The sequence below is a fragment of the Amycolatopsis echigonensis genome (genome assembly GCF_014174495.1).
GTDB lineage: Bacteria > Actinomycetota > Actinomycetes > Mycobacteriales > Pseudonocardiaceae > Amycolatopsis > Amycolatopsis echigonensis.
The window spans coordinates 98,409-113,044 of the sequence record NZ_JACJHR010000005.1 but is presented as its reverse complement, the minus strand read 5'-3'; the positions used below and the strand labels follow the sequence as shown (position 1 = coordinate 113,044).

The window sequence follows — 14,636 nt, the reverse complement described above, 5'->3', positions numbered from 1 at the left end:
AGTATTCCGCATGGCTTTTGTCCGTGTCGCGGGAGTTTCCGTCCGCTCCGCTCCGCACGCAGCCGATCACCGGGAATGCTCTTCTGAGCGCGCTGGAAACCGCGCTCCGGCACCGGTCACGAGGTGCCGCGAAGCAAAGCGGTCGCGACGGTGGCCGCGCCGATCGCGGTCTCGGCGGCCCGGGTGGACGAGCTGGCCCTCCCCGGGAGCTCTGGACCAGGCCAGCGGCGGCGACTCTCGGGGTCGCCGTCGCCGCTGCTCGCGCAGTCGTGGACCTTGGGGATCAGCCCGCCGTCGGCGAAGGCGGTGCTGGACAGGGCGAAGACGGCTCGTCGTGGGTTCGCCGACGCGGCGGCGGAGCTGACACTCGCGGCGCAGAGGACGGTCAGGGCGAAGAGAGCGATTCTGGTGCGTCTCACTGGAGGCTCCCGTGGCTGCTGGTGGTCTCTTGTCCGTTAGCAGGAAGAGCATGCGCCGGAACCCGCGAGGACCGTCGCGCGAGCGGCAGTGAGTACCACGTCTCCCGCCAAGAGTGCCGTGCGGTCGCGGTCTCCGGCGTCGTCTCGCGGATTGACGACCGGCGCAAACTTCGTTGTGGGGCACCACAATCTGGGCCGTCGCCGCCGTTGGCGCGGGTATTGTGGGACGACCGGCCGATCCCGGTAACGCGACGTCAGAACCATCAAGCGGAGGACAGGGTGCCGGTGGCGACCTCGGCCGCGGCCGCGCGCTCGTTCGACGGCGGCGAATGGTGGCACGCCGGCCGGGTCGCGGCCGGGCTGCTGATTCCGGGGCTGGCGCTGCTCGCGGCGGGCCGCCCGGACTTGATCATTTTCGCCGCGTTCGGTTCCTTCGCCGGAATGTACGGCCGCGCCGAGTCGCGTGCGCTTCGCTTGCGACACCAGCTTCAGGCCGGCGCCGTACTGCTGAGCGGCGTCTCGCTGGGGGTCCTGCTTTCGGCGTGCCACGCGCCGCCGTGGTTGCTGGTGGTCGCCGAGGCCGCGTTCTCGTTCGGCTGTGCGCTGGTGACGAACCGGCTGGACCTGAGCCCGCGCGGGCCGTTCTTCGGGATCTTCGCGCTCGGTGCGATCGCGCTGGTGCCGGCCGGACGGGTCGAACCGTGGGCCGGAATCGCCTTGTGCGCGGGCACGATCGCCGGGTGTGTCCTCATTGGACTGACTGGTCCGGGACGTCGGGCCGCGCCCGCGACGGGGACGCCGCCGTGCGCGCCGGGGTGCGGTGCCGCGTGCGCCGTGGTGCACGCCGGCCGGTACGCGGTGGCGATCGCGGCCGCGGGCGCGGCCGGGCTGCTGCTCGGCATGGACCACGCGAACTGGGCGATGGCCTCGGCGGCGGTTCCGCTGGCGGCGGCCGACCCGCGCAGCCGTTTGCATCCGGGTCTGCGCCGGGTGCTGGACCGCAGTGCGCACCGGGTTCTCGGGACGCTGGCCGGTCTGGTCGTGACGGCTTTGCTGTTGTTGCCGGGATTCGGAGCCGCGCCGCTGGCGTTGGCGGTGATCCTGCTGCTGTTCCCGACGGAGTTGTTCATGTCCCGGCATTACGGGATCGCTCTGGGGTTTTTCACTCCGCTGATCCTGGTGATGACGGAACTGGCCGCACCCGCCGCACCGGTGACGCTGCTGACGGCGCGGGTGGCGGACACGCTGGTCGGGGTCGCGGCCGGCATCGGGGCGGCGGTGCTCGTCCGTGCCCCGTGCCGGACCGCTGGTCTTACGCGGAGCGCTCGACCGTGACCTTCAGGTGCTTCATCAACGGCTGATCGCTCTGCGTGCTGTAATCGCCGATCGCGCACAGGACGTTCATTTCCGGCATGTAGCCGGCCGCGCAGCCGCGCGGGATGTCGTACGGAATCGCCCGGTAGCGCCGCACCGAACGCTTCGTGCCGTCCTTCGCGGTGGCCGTGATGTCGACCTCGTCGAACTCGCTCAGGCCGCGGTCGCGCATGTCGTCGGCGTTCAGGAACACCAGCGTGCGGAGGTTCTTGATGCCGCGGTAACGGTCGTCGTCCGAATAGATCGTCGTGTTCCACTGGTCGTGCGAGCGCATCGTGCCGAGCGCCAGCGTGCCGGCGGCGGGCACGACGTCCGGCAGGTCCGCGGTCGAGAACTCGGCGCGCCCGGACGGCGTGTGGAAGACCCGTTCGCGCGCGGCCTGATGGATGCGGAAGCCCAGCGGCTCCCGGACCCGGGTGTTGAAGTCCTCGAAACCGTCCAGCACGCGTGCCATGGTGTCGCGGATCCGGTCGTAGTCGCCGACGTAGTCCGCCCACGGCGTCGCGCTGTCCGGCAGCGTCGCGCTCGCCATCCCGGCGATGATCGCGGGCTCGGACAGCAGGTGCGGCGACGCGGGCTTCTTCATGCCGGTGGACAGGTGGACCATGCTCATCGCGTCTTCGACCGACGTCGACTGCGGGCCGGCCGCTTGGAAGTCCTTTTCCGTCCGGCCGAGGCAGGGGAGGATCAGCGCCTGCTTGCCGTGTTCGAGGTGGCTGCGGTTGAGCTTGGTGCTGACCTGCACGGTGAGTTCGCACTTGCGCAATGCGGCCGCGGTGTAGGGGGTGTCGGGCGCGGCGAGGGCGAAGTTGCCGCCCATGCCGACGAACACCCGCACGTCGCCGCGGTGCATCGCCTCGATGGCGCCGACCGTGTCGAGCCCGTGGTGCCGCGGCGGGTCGATGCCGCAGACCTCGGCGAGCCGGTCGAGGAACTCCGGCTCCGGGCGGTGGTCGATGCCGCACGTGCGGTTGCCCTGCACGTTGCTGTGCCCGCGCACGGGCGACGGCCCGGTCCCGGGGCGGCCGATGTTTCCGCGCAGCAGCAACAGGTTCACGATCTCGCGGACCGTGTCGACGCCGTGCTCGTGCTGGGTCACGCCGAGGCACCAGCTGATGACCGACCGGTCCGCTTCGCGGTAGATCTTCGCCGCCGCGCGGATTTCGGCCTCGGTCAGTCCGGACTGCCGCTCCAGGTCGGCCCAGGACGTGGTTTCGCAGACGACGCGGTACTTCTCGACGCCGGTGGTGTAGGTCTCCAGGAATGCCGAGTCGATCGCCTCGGGATCGGTTTCCGCCATCTCCAGCAGCGCTTTCGCCATTCCCCGGAGGAACGCCAGGTCGCCGCCGATGCGCGGCTGCAGGTTGAGCGTGGACGTCGGGGTCGCGCGGAAGGTCGCCATCCGGGCGAAGTCGTGCGGGATGATCGTGCGCGTGGCCCCGGCCTCGACCAGCGGGTTGACGTGCACGATTTGCGCGCCGCGCCGGTGCGCTTCGGCGAGCGCGGTGAGCATCCGGGGCGCGTTCGACGCCGCGTTGACGCCCATGATGAACAGCGCGTCGGCGGCTTCCCAGTCGTGGATGTCCGCGGTGCCCTTGCCGGTGCCGAGGGCCGCTTGCAGCGCGCGGCCGCTGGCCTCGTGGCACATGTTCGAGCAGTCCGGCAGGTTGTTCGTGCCGAACTCCCGCGCCCACAGCTGGTACAGGAACGTCGCCTCGTTGCCGAGCCGCCCGGACGTGTAGAACGCCGCCTGGTCGGGCGAGTCGAGGCCGCGCAGCGTGGCTCCGACCAGGTCGAACGCCTCCTCCCACGAGATCGGCACGTACCGGTCGGTCCGCTCGTCGTAGCGCAGCGGTTCGGTCAGCCGGCCTTGCGCCTCCAGCGCGGTGTCGCTCCAGCTGTCCAGTTCGGACACGGGGTGCGCGGCGAAGAATTCCGCGCCGACGCGTTTCCGCGTCATCTCCCAGGTGACGTGCTTGATCCCGTTTTCGCAAATGTCGAGATGCAGGCCCTTGGTGTCGTCCGGCCAGGCGCAACCGGGGCAGTCGAATCCGCCGTTTTCGTGGTTCATCTTCACGATCGCGCGCGGACCGGCCACCAGTTCCCGTTCCCGGACCAGGAACTGCGTCACGCTTTTCGCCGCGCCCCAGCCCGCGGCGGGATGGTGATACGGCTTGAACTCCGGCTGGTCCTCGCGCTGCTCGTCCACCGTCGCCCTCTCGCCCGGAATTGTGCTTCTCTTTCCTTATTCAAGCACGGCGGCCCGAGCCGGGCATCCGGGCGGGGAGCGCGACCAGCCCTATTGTGGACGGCGACAAACAATTCTGTGACCGCCCACAAAATCCCCGGGAAATCGGCGGTCGGGTCCGCGGCGGGAAATCCGCGCGGGCGTCGGGCGCGGGGCGCGGGTAGCATCCGGGGCGTGGCCGACCGGGAGGAAAGCGCTGTGCGGACCGCCGCCCTGACCGAACTCGTCGCCTGGGCCGACGACCGGCTGCCCCGGCTGATCGACGACGTCTGCGCGGCGAGCTGCGAGCGGATCGCGATGTACCGGGACGAGAAGATCGTCCCGCGCGCCGATCTGCACCGCTCGATCGCGGTGAACCTCCGGTTCATGGTCGACGCGCTCAGCGGCGGCGAGGCTCCGGACCAGCGCGCGCCGAAGGAGACCGGCCGCCGTCGCGCGCATCAGGGCGCGCCGCTGCCCGAGGTGCTGCAGGTGTACCGGATCGCCTGCGCGATGCTGTGGGACCTGCTGGTGGGCCGCGCCCGCGAAACGGGAAGCACGGACGTGCTGATCGACGTCGCGAGCCTGCTGTGGCAGGTCACCGACGAGCACGCGGTCCGCGTGACCGAGGCGTACCGGGCGGCGAGCGCGGAACTGCTGGTCGCGCAGCAGCGGCGGCGATCGGCGCTGGCCGAGGCACTGCTGACCGGCCAGCGCGGGTCCGATTCCGGGCCGTGGGAGGCGGGACGGCTGCTCGGCCTGTCGCTGGACGGCAAGCTGGCCGTGGTCGCCGCCGAAACGCGCGGGCTGGCCGAGGAGAGCCTGGTCGGCGTCGAGAGGCGGCTCGGCCAGCTCGGCATCGTGTCGGCGTGGCACCTCTCGCCGACGCTGCAAGCCGGGGTGGTGTCGCTGCGCGAGGAGCAATACGACGCGATGCTCGCGCTGCTGCGCGAACTGGCGCTGGCGCGCACCGGCGTCAGCCCGCTGTTCCGCTCGCTGACCGATACTCCGCGCGCGGTCCACCTGGCGCGGACCGCGCTGTCCCGCATCCCGCCGGAGCGCGGCGAGGTCCGCGCGTTCGATCCGAGCCCGCTGGCCGCGTTCGTCGCCTACGATCCGGACGAGGGCCGCCGGCTGGGGGAGCAGGTCTTCGGCGCGGTGCTCGAACTGCCCGCCGAGGAACGCGACGTGCTGCTGGAGACCCTGAACGCGTACTTCGCGCACGGCGGTTCGTCCGAACGCGCGGGGCAGGTCCTGCACTGCCACGCCAACACCGTCCGGTACCGGTTGCGCCGGATCCGGGAACTCACCGACCGGTCGCTGACCGACCCGCGGGACCTGGCCGAACTGGTCACCGCGATGCAGGCGCTGCGGGTCGATTCGGCGCGCTCGATTCTCTTGGGAGCTGACGATGCCTGACGAGTGGTACTACAACACGCGCACGAACGAGGTCGAGCGCGGCCGCCAGTCGCGCGGCGTGGACCGGCTCGGCCCGTACCCGGACGAGGCCACCGCGCGGCGGGCGCTGGAACTGGCGCGGGAGCGCACGAAGGCGGAAGACCAGGCTGACGCGGAGTGGAACAACCCGAAGTGACCGAACCGGATTTCCGCGGCGCGTCGACCGTCGGCGAGGCGATGCTCCGGGCGCCGAAGGTGCTCGTCGCGTCGGCGACGGTCGGCGAGGTGCGCGCGCTCTTCGAGGACGATCACGTGCACGCTGCGCTGGTCGTCTCCGGGGAAACGCTGCTGGGCGTCGTGGAACGGCCGGATCTGGAGGGGCTGCCGGACGCCCTTCCGGCTCATCGGGCGGGTCGGCTGACCGGCCGGGTGGTCAGCCCGGAGGCGGATCTGTACGCGACGTGGCTGAGCATGTCCCGGCGCAGGCTGGCGGTGGTGGACGGGAACGGGCAGTTGCTGGGCCTGTTGTGCTTGAAGCGCAGTGGCCGCGGGTTCTGTTCGGACGCGGATGTGGCGGCCCGGGGCGCGGAGAACGCCGGCCGGGCCGCCACCTCCGGGATCAGCGCCAGTCCACTTTGAACACCCACGCGTGCTTCCCGGCCGCACGCGCCGCCGCCGGAACGTCGATCACCAAGCGTCCGTCGCTCTGACTCCAGTGCAGCGGGCCGCCGTAGCCGAGCATGCTCATCCGGTCGCCGGGGCGGATCGGGACCGGGGCGTCGACCACGAGCTGCGAGCCGGGCGCGACGAGCGACATGAGGTAGAACGCCGAGCCGGGCTTCACGGTAAAGCGCAGGTCGCCGAGCTGGGCCATTCGCGACCAGTAAGTGGTCCCGTAGATCGCTTCCCCGTTGGTGCGCAGCCACTCCCCGGTCTCGCGCAGCCGCTGCTGCATCACGGCCGGGATGGTGCCGTCGAAGTCGGGGCCGATGTCCAGCAGGAAGTTGCCGTTCTTCGACACCACGTCGACCAGCGTGTGCACCACGTCGTCGGTCGTCATGTACTTGTCGTCCGGCGTCGCGCGGTTGTAGCCGTAGGAAAACGGGTCGAGACCCCGGCTCGACTCCCACTTCGCGACGACCGTGTTCGGGTACGTCGTGTACTCGGGCGTGGTGAAGTCGTGGTCCGGGATGCCGCCGCGGTCGTTGTACGTGACGTCCTTGGGTCGGCGCCGGTTCTTGGCCCGGTTGAAGTACTCGGTAAGCACGTCGCGGCTGTCGTTCACCCCGCCGATGTCGAACCACAGCACGTCCGGGTCGAAGCCGGAGATCAGCTCAAGCACCTGCGGCGCCTGAAGGTCCTTCACGAAATCGCGACCGGCGGTGTAGCCGGTGTAGGGCACCGGCGCGCCGGTGTACGGATTGCGCGGCGCGTGGCCCATCCACGGGTTGTCCGGGTTGAACCATTCCGGCAGCGAGAAGTACAGGCCGTTGCGCAGGCCCGGCGTGTACGTGCGCGAGGCGGCGAACAGGTCGGCGACGAGGTCGCGGCGCGGCCCGAGCTTCTTCGCGTTGCGGCCGCTGACTTTGGTGTCCCACAAGGCGAATCCGTCGTGGTGCTTGGACGTGAGCACGTAGTACTGCGCGCCCGCGTCCTCGATCAGCTGCACCCATGAACGCGGATCGAACCGCGCGGCGGTGAACTTCGGGATGAAGTCGTCGTAGACGAACGACTCGCCGTAGGTCTTGGCGTGGTAGGCGTAGGTGGGGCCGTTCGGATCTTGCTGGTTGTTCCAGTACCACTCGGCGTACTGCTGCCCGACCGGAGCCCACGCGGGCACCGAGTATACGCCCCAGTGGATGAAGATCCCGAATTTGGCGTCGCAGAACCAATACGGCGCGCGGTGCGTCGACAGCGACGCGTCGGTCGGCCGGAAATCCGGGATGCCGAGCGGGACCGGCAGGCTCCGCGTGGCGATCGTCGACCGGTCGGAGAGCACGCGGATCCGGCCGGTGGCGGGCGTTCCCGCGGGCAGGCCGCGGTCGGGGACCAGGCCGAGCCGCACCGTGGTCTGTTCGCCCGGCGCGAGGCGGGGGATCGGCGCGGGAGTGCGCACCTGGCCGCCCGGGACGTCGAGCGTGACGGTGATCCGGTCGCGCGTTTCGAGCCATACGGTGCCGGTGTTGACGATCGTCGCCTCGACCGCCTGCGGACCGCCGTCCTGCAGGAGATTCGCGGTCGCCCGGGCGTCGAGGACCGTCGCCGAACGGCCTTGCGCGACCGGTTGCAGCGTCAAGGCGAACACGTGCAGGCTCGCCACATTCGCCGCCGGCGACGCGGTCTTGGGCAGGGTCAGCGCGACCGCTTCGCGGGCAGGGTCGATCCACACCTGCGCGGTGCCGATCGACACCGGGTTCTGGTCGGTGCTGCCGCCCGGGCCGTAGCGGAAGGTCGAGACGACGGCACCGCCGGAGCCGTACCAGTCGGAGCCGGACAGAGTGGCGGTGCTGGTACTGCCGTCGGCGTAGTGGACGGTCGCATCGCCTCCGGTGCTTCCGTAGCTGCACGCGACGAGGAACGCCGCGCCGTAGTACCGGCCCTTCGGCAGGTCGATGCGCTGGCCGAGCGCGACGACGTTGTTCTTGGCCCCGGCCGCCGCCGAGCCGAGCAGATACGGCACCCCGCCCGCGGTGACCGTGCTGCCCGCCGGGATCTGTTCCGCCGGGAAGGTGTAGCCGGAACCGTCGAAGTTCCCGTCGTGCGCGCTCGCGGAGTCGATGCCGTCGTTGTCGAACCACGCGTCCAGCGCGACGGGCACCGGCGGAGGCGGCGGCACGACCGGCGTGCCCGACCCGTCCGCGACCACCGGCCGCGCCGTCCCGCTCGCCGCTGCCGCGGTGCCCGGCAGTCCGAGCAGCACCACGCCGCCGAGTGCCATGCCGAGTGCGTGCCGACGAGGATAGGTCGTCATGGAACCTCCACGGTGAAGTCCAGTGGTCCGATGCCTGGCGGGGAATTTCTGGATCATCAGGGAAATCGAGCGAACGAGCGGCCGATACATCTGATGAATCATCGTCGGCGTGCACGGGAGTGCTGTCAAGGAGATCCCGCTCAGCGGGGCAACGCGAAAAGCCGGCCACCCGAGGCTCCGGATGGTCGGCTTCTCGCGAGGGTCAGGACCGCAGCCAGACCGCCGTGTCCGTCGGCAGTTCGGCGGTCACCGCGTCGCTGGCCAGCAGGATCTCCGCATGCGGCGGCAGCGCGATCGGGGAACCGGAGAAGTTGAGGACGAACGTGAACCCCGGTTCCCGGCGGAAGGCCAGTACGTCGTCCCCGAGCGACAGCCACTCCAGATCCCCGGTGAATTCCGCGCGCAGGCGGAGTCCCGCACGGTAGAGGCTGAGCATCGACGCCGGGTCCGTCGCCTGCGCTTCCGCCGTGTACGCCTGCCATTCCGCGGGCTGCGGCAGCCACGCGCCGCCGGGGCCGAAGCCGAACGGCGGTTCTTCGCCGGACCACGGCAGCGGCACCCGGCATCCGTCGCGGCCGGGGTCGGTGCCGTTCGTGCGCGCCCACACCGGGTCCTGCCGCAGTTCGGCGGGGATGTCCTCGACCTCCCACAGCCCGAGCTCCTCGCCCTGGTAGACGTACATCCCGCCGGGCAGGGCCATGGTCAGCAGCGCCGCCGCACGCGCCCGCCGGGTGCCCAGCACCAGGTCCACCGAGCTGCCGTGCAGCCGGTCGGCGAAGGAGAACCCGGTGTCGCCCGACCGTCCGTACCGCGTGACGTGCCGGGTGACGTCGTGATTCGACAGGACCCAGGCGGGCGGCGCGCCGACGGCGTCGTGCGCTCGCAGCGTCCGCTCGACGACCTTTCGGAACCGCGCCGCGTCCCACGGGCAGACCAGGAAGTCGAAGTTGAACGCCGAGTGCAGCTCGTCGCGGCGCAGGTAGCGCGCGGTGCGGGTCATGTCCGGCAGCCACATTTCGCCGACCAGCACGCGCTCGCCCGGGTAGCTGTCGGCGATCTTCCGCCACGACCGGTAGATCTCGTGCAGCCCCTCCTGGTCGGAGAACGGGGTCTCGTCGCCGTCGGCGACGTCCGGGAGCCGCGCGTCCTTCACGAGCCCGTCGGCGACGTCGATGCGGAAGCCGTCCGCGCCGCGGTCGAACCAGAACCGGAGGATGTCCTCGAACTCCGCGCGGACGTCCTGGTTGTCCCAGTTGAAATCCGGCTGCCGCGAGCTGTAGAGGTGCAGGTACCACTCGCCGTCCGGCACCCGGGTCCACGCGGACCCGCCGAAGCGCGACCTCCAGTTGTTCGGCGGTTCCGCGCCGTCCGGCCCGCGGCCCGGGCGGAACCAGAACCGTTGCCGCTCAAGCGAACCCGGGCCGGCGGCGAGTGCTTCGCGGAACCAGCGGTGCTCGTCCGAGCAGTGGTTCGGGACGATGTCGACGATCACCCGCAGGCCCCGTCCGTGCGCCTCGGAGATCAGCGCCTCGGCCTCGGCGAGCGAGCCGAAAAGCGGGTCCACGTCCCGGAAATCGGCGACGTCGTAGCCGCCGTCGTCCATCGGCGACGGGTACCACGGGGTGAACCAGAGCGTGTCGACGCCCAGGGCTGCCAGATGGTCGAGCCGCGCGCGGACCCCGGCGAGATCGCCGACGCCGTCGCCGTTGCCGTCGGCGAAACTGCGGACGTAGATCTGGTAGATCGCCGCGGTGCGCCACCAGCCGGCGGCAGCTTGTCTTTCCGATGCGGTCACGGAAACAACCCTCCTCGTGGTGGGGGAAAGCCAGGAGCGGGGCGGGCTCAGCCCTTGAGGCCGCCCGCGGTGAGCCCGGAGAGGAGCTGCCGCTGGAACACCAGGAACAGCGCCACCATCGGCAGGCTGGCGAGCACCATCCCGGCGGTCAGCACGTTGAGCGGCATGTCGATCGCCACGCGCTGCAGCATCACCGAAAGGGTCTGCTTGCCGGTGTCCGGGAACACCAGCAGCGGCCAGATGAAGTCCTTCCACGCGGTGACCACCGCGAGGATCGACACCACGGCCAGGATCGGCCGCGAGATCGGCAGCACGATCCGCCAGAGCGTGCGCACCGGTCCGGCGCCGTCGAGCCGCGCGGCTTCGATCAGCTCGTCCGGGATCCGGTCGAAGAACCGTTTCAGCACATAGACGTTGAACGCGTTCGCGGCGGCGGGCAGCCACACCGCGGCGGGGGAGTCGATCAGGTTCAGGTGCAGCAGCGGCAGATCGCTGATGGTGACGTAGGTCGGCACCAGCAGCGCGGCGGCGGGCAGCATCAGCGTGGCGAGCATGAGCCCGAGAACGGCGTTGCCGAATTTCGGCCGCAGCTTCGACAGCGCGAAGGCGGCCGGGACGTCGACGGCCATCTGCGCCAGCCACGCCCCGCCGGCGACGACCAGGGTGTTGAGGAAGTATTTGCCGAGGTTCAGCTGGCCCCAGGCCTCGCCGAAGGTCTCCGGATGCCATTCGTGCGGGACCAGCGTGGCCGGGGTCTGGGCCAGTTCCTGCGGCGTCTTCATCGCCCCGGTGACCGCCCAGTACAGCGGGAACAGGAAGGCGAGCACGAACACCAGCAGCGTGCAGGCGAAAACGACGGCGTAGACCACCTTGCCGCGGCGGCTGCGCAGCGCGCCGGGCGAGACGAGGGTCCTCATGCCTGGTCCGCCTTCCTGGTCAGCCGGACGTACAGCGCCGAGAACACGCCGAGCGCCAGGAACAGCAGCAGGCTCATCGCGCTCGCCGAGCCGAAGTCGTTGTAGACGAAGGCGTAGCGGTAGAGCAGCAGGAGCACGGTCACCGTCGAATCGTCCGGGCCGCCGCCGGTCATCACGTACGGTTCGGTGAACACCTGCATGGTCGCGACGACCTGCAGCAGCAGGAGCATCAGCAGGACGAACCGGGTCTGCGGGAACGTCACGTGGCGCAGCCGCTTCCACATCCCGGCCCCGTCGAGTTCGGCGGCCTCGTACAGCTCGCCCGGGATCGTGCCGAGCGCGGCCAGGTAGATCAGCGTGGTGCTGCCCATGTTCGCCCACGTCGAGACGAACACCAGCGAGAGCGTCGCGGTGCCGCTCGAGTCCAGCCACTGCGGACCGGACAGGCCCACCGCGCCGAGCGCGGAGTTGAACAGGCCGGATCCCGGGTCGTAGAACCACTTCCACATCAGCGCGGTCACCACCGGCGGAAGCATCACCGGCAGATAGACCGCGAGCCGGAAGAACGCTTTGGCGTGGCGCAGTTCGTTGAGCAGCACCGCGGTCAGGAACGGCACCGCGAAGCCGAAAACGAGCGCGAGCCCGGTGAACAGCAGCGTGTTCCGCCAGGCGACGCCGAACAGCGGGTCGGCGAACAACCGGGCGAAGTTGTCGAGGCCGACCCAGGTCGGCGGGTTGACGAAGTCGACCTGCTGGAAGCTGAGCAGCACCCCGCGCACGATCGGGTACCACGAGAACATCGCGAACACGACCAGCGCGGCGCAGAGCAGGCCGTACGCGGTCAGATTTTCCTTGATCTTGCGGCGAAGCCGGGCCCGGCGGCGCGCGGACGGGGAGGCGGCGTGGCGCCTGGCCGGCGACGAGGACGTCGCGGGCCAGGCGAGCAGGCTACTTGACCTGGGCGAGGACACTGGTGACCTTCGAGGCGGCCGAGGAGAGCAGCTGGTCGATGTTGGCGTTCCGGTCGGTGAGCACCGCCTGCATCACGCTGTCCAGGATCGCGTAGACCTGCTGGGCGTTCGGCGGTTCGACGCTGCCCTTGATTTTGCTCGTGGTGTCCACATAGGACTGGTAGTTCCGCGCGGGAACGTTGGCGTACTTGGCTTTCAGCGCCATCTGCTGGTCGCGCACCGCGCCCTGCCAGACGTCGGGAGTCGGCTCGGCGGGCAGGCCGACCGGCTGCTTGCCGTCGACGTACTGCTTGATGTGCTTCTCGAAGCGGTCCGGGTTGAGGTACTTCCACTGGATCCACTCGAGGCCCGCCTTGATCTTCTCCGGCGTCGCCTTCGGGTTGATCATGTAGCCCTCGCCGCCGAGCAGCGTGCCCTTGCCGTCGGGCATCCCGGCGATGCCGTAGTCCTCGTACTTGCCGTTGAACTGCTTGACGAGCACCGGCACGTTGTCCGGGGCGGCAAGGTACATGCCGAGCTGGCCCGCGCCCATCATCCGCTGCGCGTCCTGGGCCTCGAGCAATTGCTTGCTGCCCATGGAATCGTCGGTCCAGCGCAGATCGTGCAGGGTGTTCAGGGCGGCCTTGCCCTTCTCGTTGTCGAAATCGGCGACCCACTTGCTGCCGTCCTTGCGCGCGACGGAGCCGCCCATCGAGGCGAGCCAGGCGGTCAGGTGCCAGCCGCCCTGGTTGTTCTTGCTGTAGTCGGCGTACCCGACGATTCCGTTGCCCAGCGCGGAAATCTTCCTGGCCGCCGCGCGCACCTCGTCCCACGTCTTCGGCGGCTTGTCCGGGTCGAGCCCGGCTTTCTGGAACAGCGGGCGGCTGTAGAGCAGGCCCATCGTGTAGTTCATCGTCGGCAGGCCGTAGAGCTTGCCGCCCGGGCCGCGGAAGTTGTCGAGCAGTTCCGGTTTGAGGTCGTTGACGTGCGGGACGTTTCTGACCGCCTCGGTGATGTCCGCGGCCTGGTGCCGGGCGATGATCTGGGCGGGATCGGTGAAGTAGACGTAGTAGACGTCTTCGAGCTGCCCGCCGGCCAGCTTCGCGCCGAACGTCTTCGGGTCCATGAACCCTTCGTGGGGTTCGATCCGGATGTTCGGGTGCGTGGCCTCGAATTCCTTGACGTCGGCGTCGAACACCCCGCGTTCGAACGGCTGGCTGGTCGGCGGCTGGCCGGTGACGGTGATCGTGACCTTGCCCCCGGCGGAACTCCCCGGATCTCCGCCGCTCCCGCAGGCGGTTGTTCCCAGAACCAGGCCCGCGGCGGCGAGCAAGGCGAACGTCCGGCGGGGAACGGCGGGGGACCAGGGTCTGCTCATCTCAAGCCTCATCTCGCAGGGGAGCACAACACGTGATGGCGGTCACCCTAGAGCCGCGAAGCACGTCTCCGCAAGAACTCGACGAGAATCTGCAACTTATGAACAGCAGGGAGGCAACGGTTTTAGCCCGGCCGGCGGGCGGTGGACCCCCGTACCACCAGCTCCGGCGCGAACAGCAGTTCCTCCACCGCGACCTCGCCGCCGTTGATGCGTTTCACCAGCAGTTCGACCACCGCCCGGCCCATCGCCTCGATCGGCTGGCGCGTCGTCGTCAGCGGCGGGTCGGTGCAGTTCATCAGCGCGGAGTCGTCGTAGCCGACCACCGAAATGTCGCCCGGCACGGACAACCCCTGCCGGCGGGCCGCGCGAATCGCGCCCAGCGCCAGAGGATCGCTCGCGCACAGCACCGCCGTCGCGCCCCGCGGGTACAGCCGCGCCGCGGCCGCGTGGCCGCCTTCGATGGAGAACATCCCGTGCTCCACCAGTTCGTCCAGCACCGGGAGGCCGAGTTTCGCGGCGTGCTCCCGGAACGCCTCGAGCTTGCGCCGCGACGGCACGTGGTCGCTGGGCCCGAGCACCAGGCCGATCTTCTCGTGGCCGAGGGAGCTCAGATGCCCGACCGCCTGCTCGACGGCCACCGCGTCGTCGCACGAGACCTGCGGCAGGCCGAGATGGTCGACGGCGGCGTTGATCAGCACCGTCGGCAGCCGGCGTTCCGCGAGGTGGTGGTAATGCGTGTGCACGGCGTCGGCCTGCGCGTACATCCCGCCGGCGAACACCACGCCGGACACCTGCTGCTGCAGCAGCATCTCGACGTACTCCGCCTCCGACACCCCGCCCGCGGTCCGCGTGCACAGCACCGGCGTGAAGCCCTGCTGGGCCAGCGCGTTGCCCATGACCTCGGCCAATGCCGGGAAAATCGGGTTCTGCAGCTCCGGCAGCACCAGCCCGACGAGCCGGGCCCGTTCGCCGCGCAATTGCGTGGGCCGCTCGTAGCCCATCACGTCCAGCGCGGTGAGCACGGCGGCCCGGGTGCTCGCGGACACCCCGGCCTTGCCGTTGAGCACCCGGCTGACCGTGGCTTCGCTGACCCCGACCTGGCGGGCGACTTCGGCAAGACGACGTGTCATAGGTGAAATTTACCGCAAAGGAGCGCAAGTTTCCGACTGGACGCGCACGCGGCTTGCCCTCCCGAAGAAACCGCTGG

Annotated in this window: 12 protein-coding genes; 4 read left to right on the top strand and 8 right to left on the bottom strand. The window is 70.0% G+C overall.

Going from position 1 to position 14,636, the window contains the following annotated elements:
* Positions 1-116: 116 nt before the first annotated feature.
* On the bottom strand, positions 117-419 hold the full coding sequence (locus H5411_RS05550; protein ID WP_183123143.1) for a hypothetical protein: 303 nt from the start codon (positions 417-419) through the stop codon (positions 117-119).
* Positions 420-698: 279 nt separating this feature from the next.
* Here H5411_RS05550 and H5411_RS48350 point away from each other — a divergent pair, with 279 nt between their 5' ends.
* Positions 699-1,754 carry an FUSC family protein gene (locus tag H5411_RS48350; protein WP_183123142.1) on the top strand — a complete coding sequence of 352 codons (1,056 nt, stop codon included), beginning with the start codon at positions 699-701 and terminating at the stop codon, positions 1,752-1,754.
* Here the strand turns inward: H5411_RS48350 and H5411_RS05540 are convergent.
* Positions 1,732-4,002, bottom strand: coding sequence for an FdhF/YdeP family oxidoreductase (locus H5411_RS05540; protein ID WP_183123141.1), 2,271 nt, complete (start codon positions 4,000-4,002; stop codon positions 1,732-1,734). The genes H5411_RS48350 and H5411_RS05540 overlap by 23 nt on opposite strands.
* Before the next feature lie 213 nt (positions 4,003-4,215).
* On the opposite strand from H5411_RS05540, the gene H5411_RS05535 reads away from it, so the two are divergent.
* From H5411_RS05535 to H5411_RS05525, 3 genes are read left to right on the top strand one after another with little or no spacing between them, the layout of a single operon-like run.
* Positions 4,216-5,439 carry a PucR family transcriptional regulator gene (locus H5411_RS05535; RefSeq protein WP_183123140.1) on the top strand — a complete coding sequence of 408 codons (1,224 nt, stop codon included), beginning with the start codon at positions 4,216-4,218 and terminating at the stop codon, positions 5,437-5,439.
* Positions 5,432-5,614 (top strand): hypothetical protein, encoded by a 183-nt coding sequence (locus H5411_RS05530; RefSeq protein WP_183123139.1) that lies wholly within the window; start codon positions 5,432-5,434, stop codon positions 5,612-5,614. Before H5411_RS05535 ends, H5411_RS05530 begins: the two co-directional genes overlap by 8 nt.
* Positions 5,596-6,057 (top strand): CBS domain-containing protein, encoded by a 462-nt coding sequence (locus tag H5411_RS05525; protein WP_183123138.1) that lies wholly within the window; start codon positions 5,596-5,598, stop codon positions 6,055-6,057. Before H5411_RS05530 ends, H5411_RS05525 begins: the two co-directional genes overlap by 19 nt.
* Here H5411_RS05525 and H5411_RS05520 read toward each other — a convergent pair.
* From H5411_RS05520 to H5411_RS05495, 6 genes are all read right to left on the bottom strand, one after another.
* Positions 6,038-8,389 carry an alpha-L-fucosidase gene (locus tag H5411_RS05520; RefSeq protein WP_183123137.1) on the bottom strand — a complete coding sequence of 784 codons (2,352 nt, stop codon included), beginning with the start codon at positions 8,387-8,389 and terminating at the stop codon, positions 6,038-6,040. The genes H5411_RS05525 and H5411_RS05520 overlap by 20 nt on opposite strands.
* A 202-nt stretch (positions 8,390-8,591) precedes the next feature.
* A complete protein-coding gene (locus H5411_RS05515; protein ID WP_183123136.1) occupies positions 8,592-10,184 on the bottom strand; it encodes a glycoside hydrolase family 13 protein in 1,593 nt (530 codons plus the stop codon).
* Positions 10,185-10,231: 47 nt separating this feature from the next.
* Positions 10,232-11,101 carry a carbohydrate ABC transporter permease gene (locus H5411_RS05510; protein WP_183123135.1) on the bottom strand — a complete coding sequence of 290 codons (870 nt, stop codon included), beginning with the start codon at positions 11,099-11,101 and terminating at the stop codon, positions 10,232-10,234.
* Positions 11,098-12,072, bottom strand: a complete 975-nt coding sequence (locus tag H5411_RS05505) for a carbohydrate ABC transporter permease (RefSeq protein ID WP_183123134.1) — start codon at positions 12,070-12,072, stop codon at positions 11,098-11,100. The genes H5411_RS05510 and H5411_RS05505 overlap by 4 nt, the downstream gene beginning before the upstream one ends.
* Positions 12,050-13,429, bottom strand: coding sequence for an ABC transporter substrate-binding protein (locus H5411_RS05500; protein WP_183123133.1), 1,380 nt, complete (start codon positions 13,427-13,429; stop codon positions 12,050-12,052). Before H5411_RS05500 ends, H5411_RS05505 begins: the two co-directional genes overlap by 23 nt.
* A gap of 122 nt (positions 13,430-13,551) precedes the next feature.
* The gene (locus H5411_RS05495) at positions 13,552-14,559 is read right to left on the bottom strand and encodes a LacI family DNA-binding transcriptional regulator (RefSeq protein ID WP_183123132.1); all 1,008 of its coding nucleotides are present in this window, start codon (positions 14,557-14,559) and stop codon (positions 13,552-13,554) included.
* Between the last annotated feature and the right edge of the window lie 77 nt (positions 14,560-14,636).

Coding starts and splice junctions, on each gene's coding strand:
- H5411_RS05530 (WP_183123139.1), top strand. CDS start 5,432: ATGCCTGACGAGTGGTACTACAACACGCGCACGAACGAGGTCGAGCGC.
- H5411_RS05520 (WP_183123137.1), bottom strand. CDS start 8,389: ATGACGACCTATCCTCGTCGGCACGCACTCGGCATGGCACTCGGCGGC.
- H5411_RS05510 (WP_183123135.1), bottom strand. CDS start 11,101: ATGAGGACCCTCGTCTCGCCCGGCGCGCTGCGCAGCCGCCGCGGCAAG.
- H5411_RS05500 (WP_183123133.1), bottom strand. CDS start 13,429: ATGAGCAGACCCTGGTCCCCCGCCGTTCCCCGCCGGACGTTCGCCTTG.
- H5411_RS05495 (WP_183123132.1), bottom strand. CDS start 14,559: ATGACACGTCGTCTTGCCGAAGTCGCCCGCCAGGTCGGGGTCAGCGAA.